Genomic DNA, 17,466 nt, shown 5'->3' with positions numbered 1-17,466 from the left:
ACTTTATTTGCGTTTTTGTTTAACTAATTTATCGCCTTCAACCCACTTATTTTTCCTGTATCATGTATTTTGCCATTATTGACCTAGGTACCAACACTTTCCATTTGTTGATTATTGAAAAAAATGCTCATCAAACGATTCCCATTTACAAGGCACAGATACCTACCAAAATAGGCAAATCAGGTATCAATCAAGGAATTATTACGGAAGAAGCTACGCAGAGGGCTCTTACGGTGCTTACTCAATTTCGACAAAAGATAGACGAATGGAATATACCAACTCATCATATAACGGCGATAGGAACGAGTGCTATCCGAAATGCTAGCAATGCTACCGCTTTTTGTCAGGCTATTTTGGAGGCAACAGGCATTACAGTAGAGGTGATTTCGGGCGACCGCGAAGCTGAGCTTATCTACGAAGGAGTCAAACAAGCCATGCATTTAGAGCAAAGCCCTTCCCTGGTAATGGATATAGGCGGCGGAAGTGTAGAATTTATCATTTGCAATCATTCACGGATTTTTTGGAAACAAAGCTTCGAGATAGGGGGACAACGATTACTAGAAAAATTTGTGACTACTGACCCTATCTCTGCCTCCGCGATACAACGCTTGTCAAATTATTTAGAAGAAGCGCTTTTGCCTCTCCTCAACGCCGCCCATCAATATGCCCCCAAGACCTTAGTAGGCTCTTCGGGGTCATTTGATACGCTGGTAGAAATGGATTTTATGAATCGCCTTGGACACTTTCCTGATGCTCAACAAACTGATTTTGAGCTTTCTTTGTCCGAATTTGAGCGAGCCTATGAGCTTATTACCACCAAAAATCGAGAACAAAGGTTGGCTATTCCGGGGATGATAGAGCTACGGGTCGATTTGATTGTACCTGCCGTGGTCTTGATAGCTTATGTATTGAAAGCACTCCAAATCAATAGAATTAGGACTTCGACTTATGCACTCAAAGAAGGAGTGTTAGCGTGGGTACTTACCAAAAGTTAAAGGCTACAATAAAAGCTATATTTTTTTTACAAAACTTGTTTTTAAAACAATACTCATACCATCTACTCGGCAATCTATCTCCTCGTCGTTATCAGTAAGGCGAATTTTTTTGATGACTTTTCCTTGTTTCAAGGTGACCGATGAACCTTTGACTTTCAAATCTTTAGTAAGTTTTACTGAATCACCATCATTGAGTAAAGTGCCGTTACTATCTTTTACTTCCATTTTTATTTTATTATTTTAATTCTAAACAAGCTTCTTTTGTAGCTATACCGCTTCAAAGTAAGGCATAAGTTTTGAGTTTTGAAAACAACAAGAGCGACAAAAACCCATTCTTGCCGCTCTTGTTCTGACTTTAATATTTTATGCCGTAGCTCTTCTAATGCGATTCGCGGCTTACTTCACTTCCTGATTTTCCTACTAAGAAATCAAAATCACAGCCCTCATGCGACTGAGTGACGTGCTCAATGTAGAGTTTGTTATGACCTCGATTGTATCCCAAGTCGATGGGTTTCCAAGCCGCTCTACGACGCGCAATTTCGTCTTCCTCAACATGCCAATGAATGTAGCGTTCGTGGATGTCAATTTCAATCAAGTCACCGTTTTGTACCAATGCCAAATTTCCCCCAATAGCACTTTCGGGCGATGCATGTAAGAGGACAGTACCGTATGCCGTCCCACTCATGCGAGCGTCAGAAATACGGACCATGTCGGTGATGCCTTTTTCTAATAGTTTTTTGGGCAGTGCCATATTTCCTACTTCGGGCATGCCAGGATAGCCCTTGGGTCCTACATTTTTCAAGACCATCACGCACGTTTCATCTATATCCAGTTCAGGGTCTTCGATACGAGCATGGTAATCTTCGATAGTTTCAAATACCACCGCTCGCCCTTTGTGCTTCATAAGATGTGGCGATGCCGCTGAAGGCTTAATAACGGCTCCATTCTCACAAAGATTCCCCTTAATGACGGCTATTCCTCCTTCTTCTAAGATAGGTTGCTGTCCTGAAGCAATCACATCAGGATTCCAGTTTTTAGCACTTAACGAATTATCAATCAACGACTTACCATTGACCGTAATTACATCTTTATGCAAATGTTCTTTGATTTCGTTGATAACCACCTGCAAGCCTCCTGCATAAAAATAATCTTCCATGAGGTATTTACCAGATGGCATCACATTGAGTAAGAAAGGCATACGCGAACCCACACGGTCAAAATCATCAAGGGTCAAATCAACCCCAATCCTTCCAGCAATAGCCAATAAATGAAGTACAAAATTGGTAGACCCCCCCACAGCGGCATTGGCCATGATGGCATTTTCGAAGGCTTCTTTGGTTAAAATTTTAGAAAGCGTGAGGTTTTCTTTTACCATTTCTACGATACGCATCCCCGTAAGGTGAGCATTCATTTTCTTCCGGGAATCTGCCGCAGGAATTGCCGAAAGTCCTGGCAATGTCAGCCCTAGTGCTTCGGCCATAGTGGCCATAGTAGACGCCGTCCCCATAGTAGAGCAATGACCAATACTCCTACTCATGCAACTTTCGGCTTCTTCAAATTCTTCGGGAGTCATTTTGCCAGTTTTAAGGTCATCAGCAAAGCGCCACACGTCTGTGCCCGACCCAATGGCCTTTCCTTGAAAACGTCCCGCCAACATTGGCCCCCCGGGCAATACAATGGTAGGCAAATCTACGCTGGCCGCGCCCATGATAAGCGAAGGCGTAGTTTTGTCACAGCCTGTTAGCAATACAATGGCATCGAAAGGATTGGCTCGGATGCTTTCTTCGACACTCATACTAGCTAGGTTACGATAAAGCATCGCAGTAGGCCTAATAAGCGTCTCTCCAAGCGACATCACTGGAAACTCCAACGGAAATCCACCCGCTTCGTACACCCCATTTTTGACACTTTGAGCCAAATCTCGAAAATGAGCATTACAAGGAGTCACTTCCGACCACGTATTACAAATACCAATCACGGGTTTCCCTTTAAATTGATGCGGGGCATGACCCTGATTTTTCATCCAACTACGGTAAATAAAACCATCTTTACCTTCTTTGCCAAACCAATCTTGGCTGCGGAGTTTCTGTTCCATTTAATTGTGAAAGGTGCAAATGCACCGTTTGTAGTGACACTCTGATAAGTTATCAGGTAACAAGCCCTGTATTGCCTTATAAAAGGCATAGAAGTACAAAATCTAATAGTGGTGGCTTGGGGGAAGAAAATGTATTTTTCGATAAATCAATTTACTGAATCTCCAACTACCTTTATCTGTCATTTACAAAAAAGTTGATTTACGCATACTCATTGATTGCTGTGGCTTCGCCGCTCATTAGTTTTACTATTCTATTAGCGTTGATTACCAATATATTGCGACAAGAGTTCTAAATTTAAAACCCTTTAATGCACGAGTTTGTTAATTAATAAGCCCTCTGCGAATGCTTTTCAGCAGTATCTTTGGGTGAATGCGGATACTTTGATTTTAGGCATCTTATCTTTATTAATGGGCAAGACGCCCGTAATACTTTATGAAAATATACACTAAAACGGGCGATCAAGGCTCTACCTCTTTGGTAGGTGGAACACGTCTTAGCAAAGCTGATTTGCGAATTGATACTTACGGAACGGTAGATGAGCTGAATGCCTACATCGGATTGGTACGCGACCAAGAGGTCAATCTACCTCGGCGCGATTTCTTGAAATATATCCAAGATAGGCTTTTTACGATTGGTTCCATTTTGGCCTCTGAGCCTGACAACAAAAAACATTTTATCCCTGACCTTCATGAAGAAGATATCACCGCCCTAGAACTAGCAATGGATGAAATGAATCTTGTACTCGAACCCATGAGAGCCTTTATTTTGCCAGGGGGGCATGAGTCGGTATCGTTTGCTCACGTGGCGCGTACTGTCTGCCGCCGCGCCGAACGCCTCACGGTGGCACTCAACCAAACCGAACCGGTAGAATCAGTCGTGATTCGGTACCTCAATCGCCTCTCTGATTATTTATTTGTACTTTCTCGCAAAATGGCACAAGAATTGGGAGTAGAAGAAATCAAATGGGCAGGCCGCAAAAGCAAACAATAGTCCTTAGATTCTATCTATTTTAGTTATTTTCAGTAAGTATAGTCCTATTTTTTTGGGTTTTTCCATAAAAATAAAAATATTTGCATTGACAACTAATTTTAGTCAACTCACATACAGTAAACCACCAATCACAATGACAACGGACACTTTGGCCATGGAAATAACACGCGTAGAAGCTTCGCGCCTCCATGAAGTAGATTTCGAAAATTTGGTATTTGGTCGCCATTATTCAGACCATATGTTTGTCGCGGATTATATCAACGGCGAATGGACAAATCTCCAAATCGTACCCTACGCCAACCTCAGCCTCAGCCCTGCCACTGCCGCTCTTCACTACGGACAAGCGATTTTTGAAGGAATGAAAGCTTATAAAAACGACGCTGGCGAAGTGCTGATGTTTCGTCCGTTAGACAACTTGGCACGCTTCAACAAATCGGCGACTCGGATGTGTATGCCCGAAATCCCTGAAGAAATTTTTATGGGAGGACTTACCGAATTGCTCCGTATGGATGCCGCTTGGGTACCTACTACTCCTGATGCTTCTTTGTATATCCGCCCTTATATGTTTTCGACCGACGCCTATATCGGTGTAAAACCCTCTGATACTTACAAGTTTATCATATTTACGGGCCCTGTAGGTAAATACTACGCCAAGCCTCCTCGCGTAAAAGTAGAACAGCACTATATTCGCGCCGCTGAAGGCGGAGTAGGTGCCGCCAAATGCGCCGGAAATTATGGTGGGTCGTTGTACCCGGCTCGTCTTGCCCAACAGCAAGGCTATGACCAAATCATCTGGACCGATGCCCGCGACCACGCGTTTGTGGAAGAGTCGGGTACTATGAATGTCATGTTTTTCATGGATGGCAAGCTCATCACGCCCGCAGTGTCGGATACGATTCTCAACGGTGTCACGCGCAACAGCATCGTAGATATTGCGCGTCACTGGGGTATAGCAGTAGAAGAGCGCAAGGTATCTGTCCAAGAAATCATCGACGCCCTTAAAGAAAACCGCTTAGAAGCCGCATTTGGAGCAGGTACCGCAGTAGTGGTATCGCCATTTGGGGTAATTGGTTACGAAGGTGTAGACTATGAGCTTCCTGCCGTGACCGAGGAGTCATTTGTGGCTAAAGTAAAGGCATTTTTGACCGACATCCGTACTGGCAACGCCGAAGATCCTTTTGGATGGGTTTTGAAAGCGTAATTACTTTTTTATAATACATTCCAAAGCGTCAGCCGATTTGAAATCAGCTGACGCTTTTTTTATGAATTTTATTCCCGAATGACATAAAAAGCTTTTTTTTCGTAAATTTCATATCCTAACCTACCCGCCTATCATGCAACAAACTGCGCCTCTTACTCCCTCTTGGTCTCTTCTCGAAAAAATTGGCTTCCGCTTTTTCTTTCTTTTTTTCTTTCCACAGTTATTTGAAGCTTTGTTTTCTATTTTCCTTCAGGGGGGAAGTATCGGAGATTTTTACCAACATATTTGGGATACAACTATCAACTGGGCCGGAAGAACATTCTTCAACATTCCTAAAATCACGATTAGACCCAATGGCAGCGGAGATACTACTTGGAATTGGGTGCAATTATTTTTGATAAGCAGCATTGCCCTTCTTGGGACAGTCGTCTGGAGTGTTGCCGACCGCAAACGCCCTCATTATCATTCATTCAATTATTGGTTTTGCGTCCTCTTGCGCTTTTATTTGGGGATTACGATGCTGAGTTATGGCTTTGCGAAGGTTTTCTTTTCCCAATTTGGCACTATCACTACTTATCGCCTTTTTGAGCAACTGGGCGACATGAGTCCTATGGGTCTTCTTTGGACATTTATGGCGTTTTCGAAAGGGTATCAGTTTTTTACGGGTATGGGCGAAGTCATCGGAGGTTTTTTACTTTTCTTTCGACGCACCACTCTCTTAGGAAGTTTGATTATAGTGGCGGTGATGAGCAATGTCGTGATGTTGAATTTTTTTTATGATGTACCCGTAAAGATTTTTTCTTCACAATTGTTGCTCGCTGCTTTTTACCTGATTGCCCCAGACGTAAAGCGATTGCTGTATTTTTTTGTTTTGAATCAGCCTGCTCCCGCACGAGAGTACCCTCTTTTTTCCTCAAAAAAATGGTTTAAATGGGGAAGAATTGGTCTCAAAACTCTTCTTATTGGTTCCTATATCATTATGGGAGGTATGCAGGGCTACCAATCACTAACCTATCAAGAAAGTCCCCAATCGGCAATGTATGGCCCCTATGAGGTTGTTGATTTTAAGAAAAACAATCAAATAGCTTCTTCCACCGATACCCTTCGTTGGGAGCGGGTGTTTGTGGATAGAAGAGGAAGTTTTGATATGATTTCTATTACCAACTCACACGGGTTCCAGCAAAGGATTGGTTTTGAATATAATCAGGCCAAACATAGTTTCACTTTGAAAGAATGGTATGGCGATGATAAAAAATACCCATTTTCGTACACCCAGCCAAACTCCAGCACCCTGTTTTTAAGAGGTAAATGGAAGAATGATTCGCTAAGTATGAAATTACAAAAAATCAAAAAGCCATTTTTGCTCACTTCTAGAGGCTTTCATTGGATTAATGAAACCCCTTTCAACAAATAACCTAAGCCACCATTTGAGTAGCTCCTAATGGCAATGCCAAGTCAATTGTAGTGCCTTGATTGGGGGCCGTTTGGAGTTTTAGCGTTCCGTCTAACTCTTCCACGCGCTTTTCCATATTAAAGAGTCCATTGCCACTCACCTGCCCTACTTCTTTGTCAAAGCCCACACCATCGTCTTTGATTCTTAGGCGCAGTTGTTGATTTTGGGTAAAAATTTCAATCCATACATGACTTGCTTGGGCGTATTTGGCTACGTTGTTGATAGCTTCCTTGAAAATCAGATAAAAATTGTATTGTTGATGAGAAGGCAGTTTATAACCCTTCAATTCGTCGGACACACTAAAATCGTAACGAATCTTCTTTGGGTCGAGCATTTCTGAGGCAAAGATTTTCATTTTGTTGGTTATACTTTCCAGACTATCATTCATAGGGCGCGTCGTCCAGATGATATCTCGGATTGTCGCCACGGTACGTTGCGAATTGATACTTATCAAATCCAGTAATTCTCTGATTTTAGAATCTTTGTCACTCAGCTGTTTTTTGGCCGCTTGGCTCAGCATTGCCACACCACTCAAAGTAGCCCCTAAATCATCGTGCAAATCACGCGCAATTTGGCTTCTGATTTTATCAGATACTTGCATTTGGCGAATTGTTTCGGCCTGTAGTCTCTGGGCCTCTTTGATTTCTTTGAGACGATTCCGGTAAAAAGCATAACCCAATATCCCCATAAGGCTTATCACTACCAAAGTCAACGCTACGAGCCAAATGGTTTTTTGATGAAGCTCCGCTTCTTGTTTAGTTTTGATTTCTTTTAAGAGGTGATTTTCTTTTTCTTTTTCAAAGGCTGTATATTTTAGTTCTATCAATTCCTCTCTTACGGCGCTTTTTTTCTGTTCTATAGAATCATTTAATGCCTTATACGCCTGAAAATACGAAAGTGCATCTTTATAATTACCCTCCATTTCAGACAAACTAGCCATTTCTCGATTGATACGGGCCATTTCTACCGCCGAACCATACAACTTCGCCATACTCAAAGCCTCCTCGTACCATTCTTTGGCCTTATCAAAATCTTGCTGGAGACGATAAGTATTGGCTTTTTCTTCATAACATTGAATTTGAAGCAATTTTTCACCGTAGCGTTGGCTTTCTTCAATAGCTTCGTCCAAATATTCCAATGCCACTGTAAACTCCCGTCGGTCGTTGTAGTTTCGGGCGACTCCCAGCAAAATTTGGGGTAAAATCAGATAGTTTTCGTCTGCCTCTTTAGCCAATACCAAGCCTTTTTTGAGATAGGCCAAAGACTCTTCATAATGCCCCATGCGTCGGTACAAATCGCCAATTTGCTCATGATTGACGGCCATTCCTCGTGCTTGATTGGTCGCCATATTCAACTTCAAAGCTTTAAAAGTATACTCCAATGCTTTTTCAAATTGGTTCATACTCTTATAATTTTCGGCGATATTGTTATAGCATATTGCTTTACCTCTATCCCAGTTTTGGGCTTCAAAAAGTTTGAGTGCCGCAAGGTAATAGTCCTGCCCTTTGGTATAATTTCCCTCCAAAGATTCTAATATGGCATAGTTGATTATACTTTGCCCCAAACTAATGTTGTTGTTTAGTTTTTTGGCCAGTTGATTGGCTTCATTGGCATAACGCCACGCAGAGGGTTGATCTATTTCGGACAATCGATACGAAAGCCTATGTAAAGTAACCACCCTCATACTATCTTGAGTAGGATGAACGGCCAACCAATGCTTGAGGCTATCAACCATTTTATTTTGGCCCAACGCCTTTTCTGCTACCGCAAAACCAATGATTATAAAAATTAATAAGCGATAAAACATAGAGAGCTTACAAAATGGATTTTATGAGCTAATTTCTTAAATTTATTACAGCCTACCTAGCCTCATTTAGTTAATGGTAATAAGCAATACTTTTTATGAGAATACAATACTGCTCCGATTTGCATTTTGAATTTGCCGAAAATATCCACTTCCTGACCCACTACCCTATCAAGCCATCGGGAGAGATACTTATTTTGGCTGGCGATATCACCAATTTATCTTATTTCAAAACCCGAAAGGTAGAAAAACTCTTCTTTAAGCAGCTTTCAAAGCAGTTTGAAAAAGTATTTTGGATATGTGGCAACCATGAGTTTTATCGAAGCTGGGATGTATCCATATTAGACAAACCGTTGTGTTTAAACGTTAGTAAAAATATTCATTTGGTAAACAACTTTTCCACTATTTACCGGAGCATTCGACTGGTTTTCACCACCTTGTGGTCTCATATCAACGAATTAGAGGGCCTTTATATTGAAAAAAACATGAGTGATTTCCAGCTTATCAATTATCAAGGCCGCAAGCTCACTACGGCTATATACACCCAGAGACTGCATAAGCCTTCCGTTGATTTTCTGGCCAATACTCTTCCTTCTGAGTCTGATATCCCTACTGTAGTAGTGAGCCATCATTTACCTTCCTTAAGTTGTGTACATCCCAAGCACAAAGGCAGTATGTTGGAGCAAGGTTTTGCCAGTAATCTTGATGCACTAATTTTAGAAAAACAACCCACCTATTGGATATACGGTCATAGTCATGCCCATATTCCTTCTTTTAAAATTGGCTCTACTACCCTATTAACCAACCAATTGGGCTATTGCAAATACGGTGAGCACGGGAGTTTTGACGAAGCGCTTTTTTTCGAAATTCCTTAAAAACAAATCGCCGTTTATCAGAGCGATAAACGGCGATTTGTTTTTACTTTTTATAAGCTATATACCTAGTTTCTACGTTTTCTAGGCTCTTTTGCTACTTTGCCTGGCTCTTGGTCTTTTTTACGTCCTGTACGGAAACCAGCAGGATATGGTGAACGTAAGTCGTTCATCGGAAGAATGCGAATCTCCACGCGGCGGTTACGACTCATTCCTGTGGTCGACTTATTGTCAGAAATAGGACGAAGCTCACCGTAATATTCAACCATGATACGGCTAGGATCTTGCATACCATTGCGAATCATATAGCGCTTAGCTGCTTCTACACGACGTTTTGAGAGCTGAATGTTGTAATTGTCAGAAGCACGTGCATCGGTGTGGCCAATGATGACGGCACGGCAGTTTGGACGCAAGTTGAGCAAGTCAATTACTTGTTTCAAAATTTGCTGTGAAGGGTCTTTAATAATCGCCTTATCAGTGTCAAATTCAATATTTCCAAACATTGCTTCACATTCTTCTTTTGGAAGATTTTTAGCGATAATATCTTTGATATATTTTTCAAGATCCATCGCAACTCCACCTCCCGACACGATACTGTTAGAAGGGGTGCTAGGTTCTTTATCAAAAAGATCCGCCACACCGTCGCCGTCAGAGTCGGTATACAAACGAGGGTCAACAGGCTTAGGCATGTTTGCTTTTGCAATTGAGTCGGCGTCGTTCATGGTTGGATTGTAAGGCGGTGCAATCAAATCCAAAGGATTGGTGTAGCGTAAGTGATAACGACCTTTGGCGGGGTCATGTACCCAATTGCCTTTGGCATCTTTCTTAGCCATAACCGCACTTTTACCGATTTTATAGGTAATTCCCAAACCGATACTTCCCCACTTGTCTTGTTTAGAATCCCCTCGGTTAAACAACCAAATATCTTGGCGAGCGTATTGTTCACCACCTCCACCACCATAAGTAACATCCAATTTCTCAGAGTTTACGTGATTTAGGGTAAAGTCTAAACCTATATCAATACGAGGAGATACTTCAAAGTGAATAGCCGATCCGATAGGGAAGACAATTTCTCGGGTGTAAGTAGATCCGTCGCGTTCCCATTCACCAGCAGTTTTAGAACTGGCATTGGTATTAGTTCTAATCAATTCTACGCTTTTGTTAGTGCCTAAGCGGTACACCCTTGAATTATACCACATATAGCCATAGCCTACATATACATCCCACTTCCAACGCTTTAGCTTATTATACCCAAACAAAATAGGCTTAAGGTTAGCATGAGCATTGATTGAAGTTTGCAAGAAACCCTTCGTTTCAAAATGAGCATTGTACAAACGCTCTTTTGACCCATTGAGGTTACCAGTCCAAAAGTTGAGGCTAGCCCCAAAAATAGGGGTAATTTGCTTATGCAAACCAAGACCCAAACCACCCGTTAGATGTTCTTCTGGCCCCAATTTAAAATCGTGTTGGCGCAAGTCACCATAGAATTGCGTAAGAGCTGGCGTAATTGTGAGTGCCCATGTATTCAATTTATTTGGGCCTTCATACCCTGCACTTTTAGGGGCAGGAGCCTGTGCACCAACTTTCGTTAATGCCAATGACACAATTAATAGAGTGGACAGTAAGTTGATTTTTTTCATGGGCAATGAGCGTTATTTACTGCAAGGGGTATTATAATAATATAAATAATTTATTTAAATAGCGTATCAAGCCTATAAGCCGGATTCTGTTTTCCCGATACACACCGGGACTCTTATCATTTATCTGGTTTCGACGTCACCGTCGAAATCTATCAACCTACCCATACTGATAGCCTTTATAGGGCGTTGGAGCGAGTAACCCCACAATCAGTACTTATTTGGTCTTTCAGCCCGTAAGGTTTACCATGCCTCATTTGTCACCAAACGAGCGGTAGGCTCTTACCCTACCTTTTCACCTTTTCCACTCACAATAGTAAAGTGGTAGTATATTTTCTGTTGCACTTGCTGTCAAACAGCCGTCTCCAGCTGTTTGCCTTCCCGTTAGGAAGTACGGTACTCTGCGCTGTCCGGACTTTCCTTCCTGCTTTGGTTCAACCCCAAATCAGAACGATAAGACGGCTTGGCTACGCTATTGGGCACAAAGCTAAAAATACTTGTTGTCATTAAAAATCAAATAAAAAGAAAAAAATCGTAAAAACCATAAACTAACCCCCATTTTTGACTTAAAGGAGGCCGTCTATTTTGACCTCTACTTGACCTTTGGCTACGATCAAAGCTACTATGGCTGAGGGAGTCAAGTAGACTTGATCAGGTTCAAGTGCCTCCAAATGACCACTTAAATTTACACCTTTTATTACTTTGCGACTACTAAGCTGCTGTCGAATGGTTTTTTGGGCTTCTTCTACTTGAGCACCTACTGGAAAGACAAACTGCTGTTCAATTTGTTTGGCAAATCGTCCTTGCAACAACCAATTGGCAGTTTTTACAAGTACACTACGGGTATTGAGATCATAGTCAACATTTTTGAGTGACAAGAGCTTCGTTGAGGCATCATAAAAAGGCGTACCTTTCAGATAAATCACCCCACTGATACTTCCTTTCAGTCCTGCTTTGATAATCAACTTTTCATTTTGACCATAAATGTCGACGCTGGTCACTTCAATTTTGTATTTTCCTTCTTTAAAATCAAAAGTTTTTCCTACAAACTGCGATGCGGCAAGTTTAGAAGCCTCTTCGTAAGGCAAAGTCCCTATCAACCCTATCTGAAATCCTTGCGGGATATCATTCGTGACAATCAACGGTGGAATATTGAGTGCTGGCTTAGTCACTGGTTTTTCGCCCGTATAAGTTTGAGTAAACCCTTTAATCCCCACGGTAGCACTGATTTTACCATTCTGAATTTTAAAAGGACTCATCAAAATATCAGTAGGCGTGATGAGTAGCCAAGTGCGATACTCTTCCGACAAAAGCCGAGGCTCACGTATCAGATTCCATGCCTGAAGTACATATGGCTTGATAGAAATATTTTGGCGGATATTGTCGTCAATGGCCTGTGAAATTTTTGCGAGGTTTTCATTAATCAATCTACTCACAATACCTGTTATAGGCACCTCAACCCCTGCCACTTTAATACTAGGTTTGCTTACCCAATCAAATCCCGCCGACGCCGTTTGCGTATTGACTTTCCAATCCGCATCTACCCCAAAACGTGTAATAAACTTAAGGTTTATCTGAAATTCGGTGGCTTGTGAGCCACCTATCCCGAGTACCTTGTACCCTTTTTCAGCCCAAATTTTTAGGGGTACAGTATAAAACAATAGTGAATCGCGCGCATCGGCCACTATAGGCCCTCTTTTCCAGACTTTTGCTTTGAAATTATCTTGATTTCCATCTTCAAAACTATTGTCTTCATAGATAAGTCCTTGAACTTGAGCATTCAAATGTTTTGTCACGTCGGCAATTGATATTTCAACGGGTACCTGCACGACAGACCTATGTTTTTCGTTTTGAATTTGCATATTTGTATATTTATATGCCTCTACAGGCGCTTTTGGCTGGGTAGTGACGGAAGATCCCCCACAAGAAATCATCCAAAAACCACCTATCACTATTCCAATTGCACTAGGGAAACCAGACCATTTGGTCTTCAAAAAACCACGGGAGCCCAAAATTTTATTCAGATGCATGGATATTTCATAATAACAAATGAAGGACTCGCAAAGTTATTAAAACAACTCCACAAGTCCTTCTTAAATATTAACGTACAAGTACGATTGCTATTTTTTCAAAGGCCAACGGTACGTAAATTTATTGTTGATAGGAGCACCAAAATAATTTACATTGAGATAGTCAAGGCGTTGTTTGTGTACTTCTAAGCGCTGTTTAAAATCATCGAAGTTTTTGAGGTTTTTAGGGGTCCAGCCTACTTCTGCTAAGGCGATTCCCCTGGGATAGGTCATATATTCTACGTATTCGGCGGTTGGCATATATTCGGTCCATACATTGCCTTGTACTCCCAAAATATGTTTTGCTTCTTGAGCATTAAAGCCCTCAGGGGTAGGGTCATACGAATAAGTTTTGTCAAGGGGCAAAAATCCTCCAATCGCGATAGGCTGGGTTTTGGGATCAGTCTGATAATGATCCAAATAACAAAACTGTGTAGGCGTCATGATAGCATCATGATTTTGTTTGACAGCATCGATTCCTCCTTGGGTGCCGCGCCAGCTCATGATGGTAGCGTTGGGCGAAATTCCTCCTTCCAAAATCTCATCCCATCCAATCATTTTACGACCCTTTGCAGTAATAAACTTATCGATACGACGGATAAAATAGCTTTGTAACTCATGCTCGTCTTTGAGCCCTTCTTTTTTGATTAAATCTTGACAAAAACGACTTTCCTGCCATTGTATCTTTGGACATTCATCCCCACCGATATGGATATAAGGGCTGGGAAACAAATCAATTACTTCGGTCAGAATATCTTCCAAAAAGCGAAATGTTTCTTCTCTAGGAGCAAACACATTTTCGTGCACACCCCACGTAGTGGCCACTTGGTAGATTTTATCGGGATTGTTGCCGTATTGAGGATATGCCGCCAACGCCGCTAAGGCATGACCCGGCATTTCTATTTCAGGAACCACCGTCACAAAACGCTCCTGTGCATATTTGATTACTTCTTTGATTTCTTCTTGCGTATAAAAACCACCGTAAGGTTTTGCATCGTATTTGTGATCATTATAATGTCCAAGCATTGTTTCTTTTCGCTTCGAACCTACCTCTGTCAACTTAGGATATTTTTTGATTTCGATGCGCCATCCTTGATCATCAGTGAGATGCCAGTGAAACGTGTTCATCTTATGAAGTGCCAACAAATCAATGTACTTTTTGATAAAACTCACTGGATAATAATGCCGCGCTACATCTAGCATCAACCCCCGATAAGCATAGCGAGGCTGGTCTTCTATGTAGCAACAAGGTACAGTCCAAGTGACATTGTCGGCCTTTGACGAACCAAAAATAGCCGCAGGCATTAGTTGTTTGAGGGTTTGTAGGCCATAAAAAAAGCCTTTGGGGTTTTCAGCTGTGATGACAATCCGTTTGGGAGATACTTCTAAGAAATAACCTTCTTCTCCTAGCTTGATGTCTTTGCTAACGACAAAATTGATACCGTCTTTAACCCTAAAATTTCCAGCAAATACCTTGGTGTCACGCCCACTGACAAGACCTATCTGCCCCGCTAGACTTTCGGCCATCCGCCGAAGTGCTGGATCGGTACTCGCTACTGCTATAATGGGCTTGGCTCCTAATATAAAAACGCCCGGTTTTGCCTCTAATCGGACGGGTTTGGGCAAAATTGAATAGCTATTTTGTCCCAAAAGGGGTAGAAAACTTGTGAGTAGTAAAAATAAGGAAAGGATTTTTTTCATAAAATTATTCATTAATAAACACAAATATAATAAAATAATTTATTATAAAATTCAAAAGTTAATTAATACTAAACAAAATTATAAATCATGCTAATCGCGTTCCATTGGGTACGGGGCGGTCGGGCTGAGCCAATACCACCTCACCTTCTGGCAAAACAAAGCCTGTCACTAAAACTTCCGATATAAAATCAGCTACTTGTTTGGGGGGAAAGTTAGTGACACAAAGCACCTGTTTTCCCAAAAGTTCTTCTTTTGAATATAGCTTTGTTACTTGTGCTGAAGTTTTTTTGATGCCAAGATGCGTCCCCAAATCTACCCAGATTTTATAGGCGGGTTTTCGCGCTTTCGGAAACTCTTCCACTTGCACGATAGTACCTGCATAAAGTTCTACTTTTTCAAAATCTTGCCAAGTGATAGTGCTCTCAGTCATAGAGTTATTGTTTTAAGTAAAGGAAAAGTCTCAATACGAGGCACTTTTGAGTCTTCTAAGTCTGTTGCTTTTATTAGAAGCCTCAAAATAACACCTTAAGAATCTATGTTTGTCTTCTTTTTCCAGTATTTTTAGGATAGACTGCTTACTTTTTTTATTCTCAGACAACTATCAAACGGCTAACTAATAATTTAAGCTATGAGTAATGTATTTTCTTGGAAAAACCTTATGAAAGACACCCTTTTAGTAACAGCCGGCGTGTTAAGTGCTGGAATGGGGCTCAAAGGATTTTTACTATCAAGTCATTTTATCGATGGTGGCGTGACGGGAATATCAATGCTAATTTCTAGCCTGTTCAACATTCCTTTGGCTATTTTGATTCCTATCATCAATCTCCCCTTCATTGTATTAGGATATCGTCAAATCAGCCTCCTTTTTGCCATAAAAAGCACGATTGCCATTGCAGCCTTAGCGATTTGTTTATCGGTAATTCATTATCCAGATGTCACTCCCGACCCTCTTCTAACCGCTATCTTTGGTGGATTTTTTATTGGGGCTGGTATAGGTCTAGCTATGCGAGGCGGGGCTGTACTGGATGGCACCGAAATTACCGCCGTACTTATTACAAGACGCGTTTCATCATTAAGGGTAGGAGATGTAATCTTACTTTTCAACATCGTTATTTTTACCGCTGCCGCTTATTTTCTAGGCGTCAATGTAGCACTCTATTCTATCCTGACTTACTTTGCTGCCGCCAAAACGATTGATTTTATCATCCATGGATTAGAGGAATATACTGCGGTGATTATTGTCTCAGAACAACATGAGGAGATTCATACAATGATTACCGAAAAGCTCAAGAGAGGAGTCACTGTACTCAACAGCGAAAAAGGCTATGGAAAGCGTGGTTCGACCCAAAAGCAAAACGTGTTGTATTCGGTCGTTACGAGACTTGAGGTAAGTAGGCTAAGAGACGAAATTGCTCATATTGACCCTCAGGCTTTTATTGTACAACATGGAGTAGATGATACCCGAGGAGGAATAGTAAAGCAACGGGCATTTCATTGAAAACCACCATGGCAAGGTGTGAAGCCTTGCCATGGTGACTGACTGGATTGTCTTAGGCATTACGTACATAACTGCCAAGCCACTTGATATAGCTTTTATGTTTTTTGAAAACTTTTTGTACGTTTTCGTTTTTAAAATACCCTTCTAATTCAATAAAAAACCAAAAGTTGAAATCTTCACTTCCTTTGTAAGGTCGGCTTTCGATTTTGGTAAGGTTGATATTAGCTCGTTTAAAATCTTGCAAAAAGCTTGCCAATATTCCTGGTTTGTCGGTGTCAGGAAGGCGGGCGATGATCGTGGTTTTGTCATCTTCACTGGGCTGATTTACAAAGTCTTTTGCCAAAATAAAGAAGCGAGTACGATTGTTACCATTGTCTTCGATATTGTCAAAAAGCGTAGGAAGGCTAAACAAACGAGCAGCAATCACCGAACAAATAGCAGCACTCTCAGGATCTTCGGAGGCCAATTTAGCCGCCTTTGAAGTAGATTCTACTTGAATCTCTTCGGGCTGTGTTTGTTCAAAGTATTTATTCAAAAAACCACGGCATTGTCTAAATGCAATATCTTTTGAGTAAATCCGCTTGATTTTAGAGGGGTTTTCGCACTCAGTCGCAAGCGCAAAGTGTACAGGAATTTTGAGTTCAGCAGCGATATTGACGGAAGTTTCGTTGAGCAAGTCCACCGTTTCATACACGATTCCCTCTTGGTTGTTTTCGATCGGAATCACCCCAAACTTGGCTCGCCCCGTGGCCACTGCCTCAAAAACAGATTTTATGGTGGGAAGCGTCATGTATTCGCTCATCGCCCCAAAACGGCTTTCTGCTGCTTGGTGCGTAAAACTTCCTTCGGGGCCTAAGTAAGCAATACGTTCAGGAAGCTCGATATTGCGCGCTGCGGCAAATATCTCTAAATAGATAGCTTCAATCGCTTCCGAAGAAAGAGGACCTTTGTTGAGTTTTTTGACGCGATCCAGAATAAACTTCTCCCTTTCAGGACGGTAGATGACCGTTTTGGTAGCACGTTTGAGTTCTCCTACTTTATGAACCCATTCCATTCGGCGATTAAGTAAGAGCAACAATTGGTCGTCGAGGGTGTCGATTTCGCGTCTAATATCTTCTAAATTCATGTTTTTTAATAAATGATTGTGCAG

At 41.5% G+C, this 17,466-nt stretch carries 14 protein-coding genes and 1 other RNA gene; 6 read left to right on the top strand and 9 right to left on the bottom strand.

The window, feature by feature from the left end:
• The first annotated feature begins 62 nt into the window (after positions 1-62).
• Positions 63-995 (top strand): Ppx/GppA phosphatase family protein, encoded by a 933-nt coding sequence (locus G563_RS0109975; RefSeq protein WP_028665193.1) that lies wholly within the window; start codon positions 63-65, stop codon positions 993-995.
• 15 nt (positions 996-1,010) lie between these two features.
• On the opposite strand, the gene G563_RS0109970 is transcribed toward G563_RS0109975, so the two are convergent.
• Positions 1,011-1,220, bottom strand: coding sequence for an alkylphosphonate utilization protein (locus G563_RS0109970; protein WP_028665192.1), 210 nt, complete (start codon positions 1,218-1,220; stop codon positions 1,011-1,013).
• 154 nt (positions 1,221-1,374) lie between these two features.
• On the bottom strand, positions 1,375-3,090 hold the full coding sequence (locus G563_RS0109965; protein WP_028665191.1) for an IlvD/Edd family dehydratase: 1,716 nt from the start codon (positions 3,088-3,090) through the stop codon (positions 1,375-1,377).
• 433 nt (positions 3,091-3,523) lie between these two features.
• Here G563_RS0109965 and G563_RS0109960 point away from each other — a divergent pair, with 433 nt between their 5' ends.
• The 3 genes from G563_RS0109960 (at position 3,524) to G563_RS34260 (ending at position 6,696) form a co-directional block, all read left to right on the top strand.
• Positions 3,524-4,081, top strand: a complete 558-nt coding sequence (locus G563_RS0109960; RefSeq protein ID WP_028665190.1) for a cob(I)yrinic acid a,c-diamide adenosyltransferase — start codon at positions 3,524-3,526, stop codon at positions 4,079-4,081.
• 133 nt (positions 4,082-4,214) lie between these two features.
• A complete protein-coding gene (locus G563_RS0109955) occupies positions 4,215-5,282 on the top strand; it encodes a branched-chain amino acid aminotransferase (RefSeq protein ID WP_028665189.1) in 1,068 nt (355 codons plus the stop codon).
• A 133-nt stretch (positions 5,283-5,415) separates the two neighbouring features.
• A complete protein-coding gene (locus G563_RS34260; RefSeq protein WP_051210877.1) occupies positions 5,416-6,696 on the top strand; it encodes a DoxX family protein in 1,281 nt (426 codons plus the stop codon).
• A 1-nt stretch (position 6,697) separates the two neighbouring features.
• Here the strand turns inward: G563_RS34260 and G563_RS0109945 are convergent, their stop codons facing one another.
• On the bottom strand, positions 6,698-8,542 hold the full coding sequence (locus G563_RS0109945; protein WP_028665188.1) for a tetratricopeptide repeat-containing sensor histidine kinase: 1,845 nt from the start codon (positions 8,540-8,542) through the stop codon (positions 6,698-6,700).
• 95 nt (positions 8,543-8,637) lie between these two features.
• On the opposite strand from G563_RS0109945, the gene G563_RS0109940 reads away from it, so the two are divergent.
• Positions 8,638-9,414, top strand: coding sequence for a metallophosphoesterase (locus G563_RS0109940; protein WP_028665187.1), 777 nt, complete (start codon positions 8,638-8,640; stop codon positions 9,412-9,414).
• 65 nt (positions 9,415-9,479) lie between these two features.
• Here G563_RS0109940 and G563_RS0109935 read toward each other — a convergent pair whose 3' ends face one another.
• The 5 genes from G563_RS0109935 to G563_RS0109920 all read right to left on the bottom strand — a co-directional run bounded on the left by G563_RS0109935 (position 9,480) and on the right by G563_RS0109920 (position 15,248).
• Positions 9,480-11,051, bottom strand: coding sequence for an OmpA family protein (locus G563_RS0109935; protein ID WP_028665186.1), 1,572 nt, complete (start codon positions 11,049-11,051; stop codon positions 9,480-9,482).
• A gap of 59 nt (positions 11,052-11,110) precedes the next feature.
• Positions 11,111-11,519: RNase P RNA component class A (gene rnpB, locus G563_RS36885), an RNA gene on the bottom strand.
• A 95-nt stretch (positions 11,520-11,614) separates the two neighbouring features.
• On the bottom strand, positions 11,615-13,078 hold the full coding sequence (locus tag G563_RS0109930) for a DUF4403 family protein (protein ID WP_028665185.1): 1,464 nt from the start codon (positions 13,076-13,078) through the stop codon (positions 11,615-11,617).
• Positions 13,079-13,168: 90 nt separating this feature from the next.
• On the bottom strand, positions 13,169-14,818 hold the full coding sequence (locus G563_RS0109925; protein ID WP_028665184.1) for a beta-N-acetylhexosaminidase: 1,650 nt from the start codon (positions 14,816-14,818) through the stop codon (positions 13,169-13,171).
• Between the two features lie 85 nt (positions 14,819-14,903).
• Positions 14,904-15,248: a tRNA-binding protein gene (locus G563_RS0109920; RefSeq protein WP_028665183.1), complete on the bottom strand. Its 345-nt coding sequence runs from the start codon at positions 15,246-15,248 to the stop codon at positions 14,904-14,906.
• 228 nt (positions 15,249-15,476) lie between these two features.
• Between G563_RS0109920 and G563_RS0109915 the strand changes: the two genes are divergently transcribed.
• Complete coding sequence (locus G563_RS0109915; protein ID WP_229598476.1) at positions 15,477-16,316, top strand: YitT family protein; 840 nt, start codon at positions 15,477-15,479, stop codon at positions 16,314-16,316.
• A gap of 52 nt (positions 16,317-16,368) precedes the next feature.
• On the opposite strand, the gene pheA is transcribed toward G563_RS0109915, so the two are convergent.
• Positions 16,369-17,442, bottom strand: coding sequence for a prephenate dehydratase (gene pheA / locus G563_RS0109910; RefSeq protein ID WP_028665181.1), 1,074 nt, complete (start codon positions 17,440-17,442; stop codon positions 16,369-16,371).
• Between the last annotated feature and the right edge of the window lie 24 nt (positions 17,443-17,466).

This window comes from Runella zeae DSM 19591 (assembly GCF_000423565.1).
Lineage (GTDB): Bacteria > Bacteroidota > Bacteroidia > Cytophagales > Spirosomataceae > Runella > Runella zeae.
The sequence above is the reverse complement of the archived record's forward strand: the minus strand, read 5'-3'. Positions and strand labels throughout refer to the sequence as shown.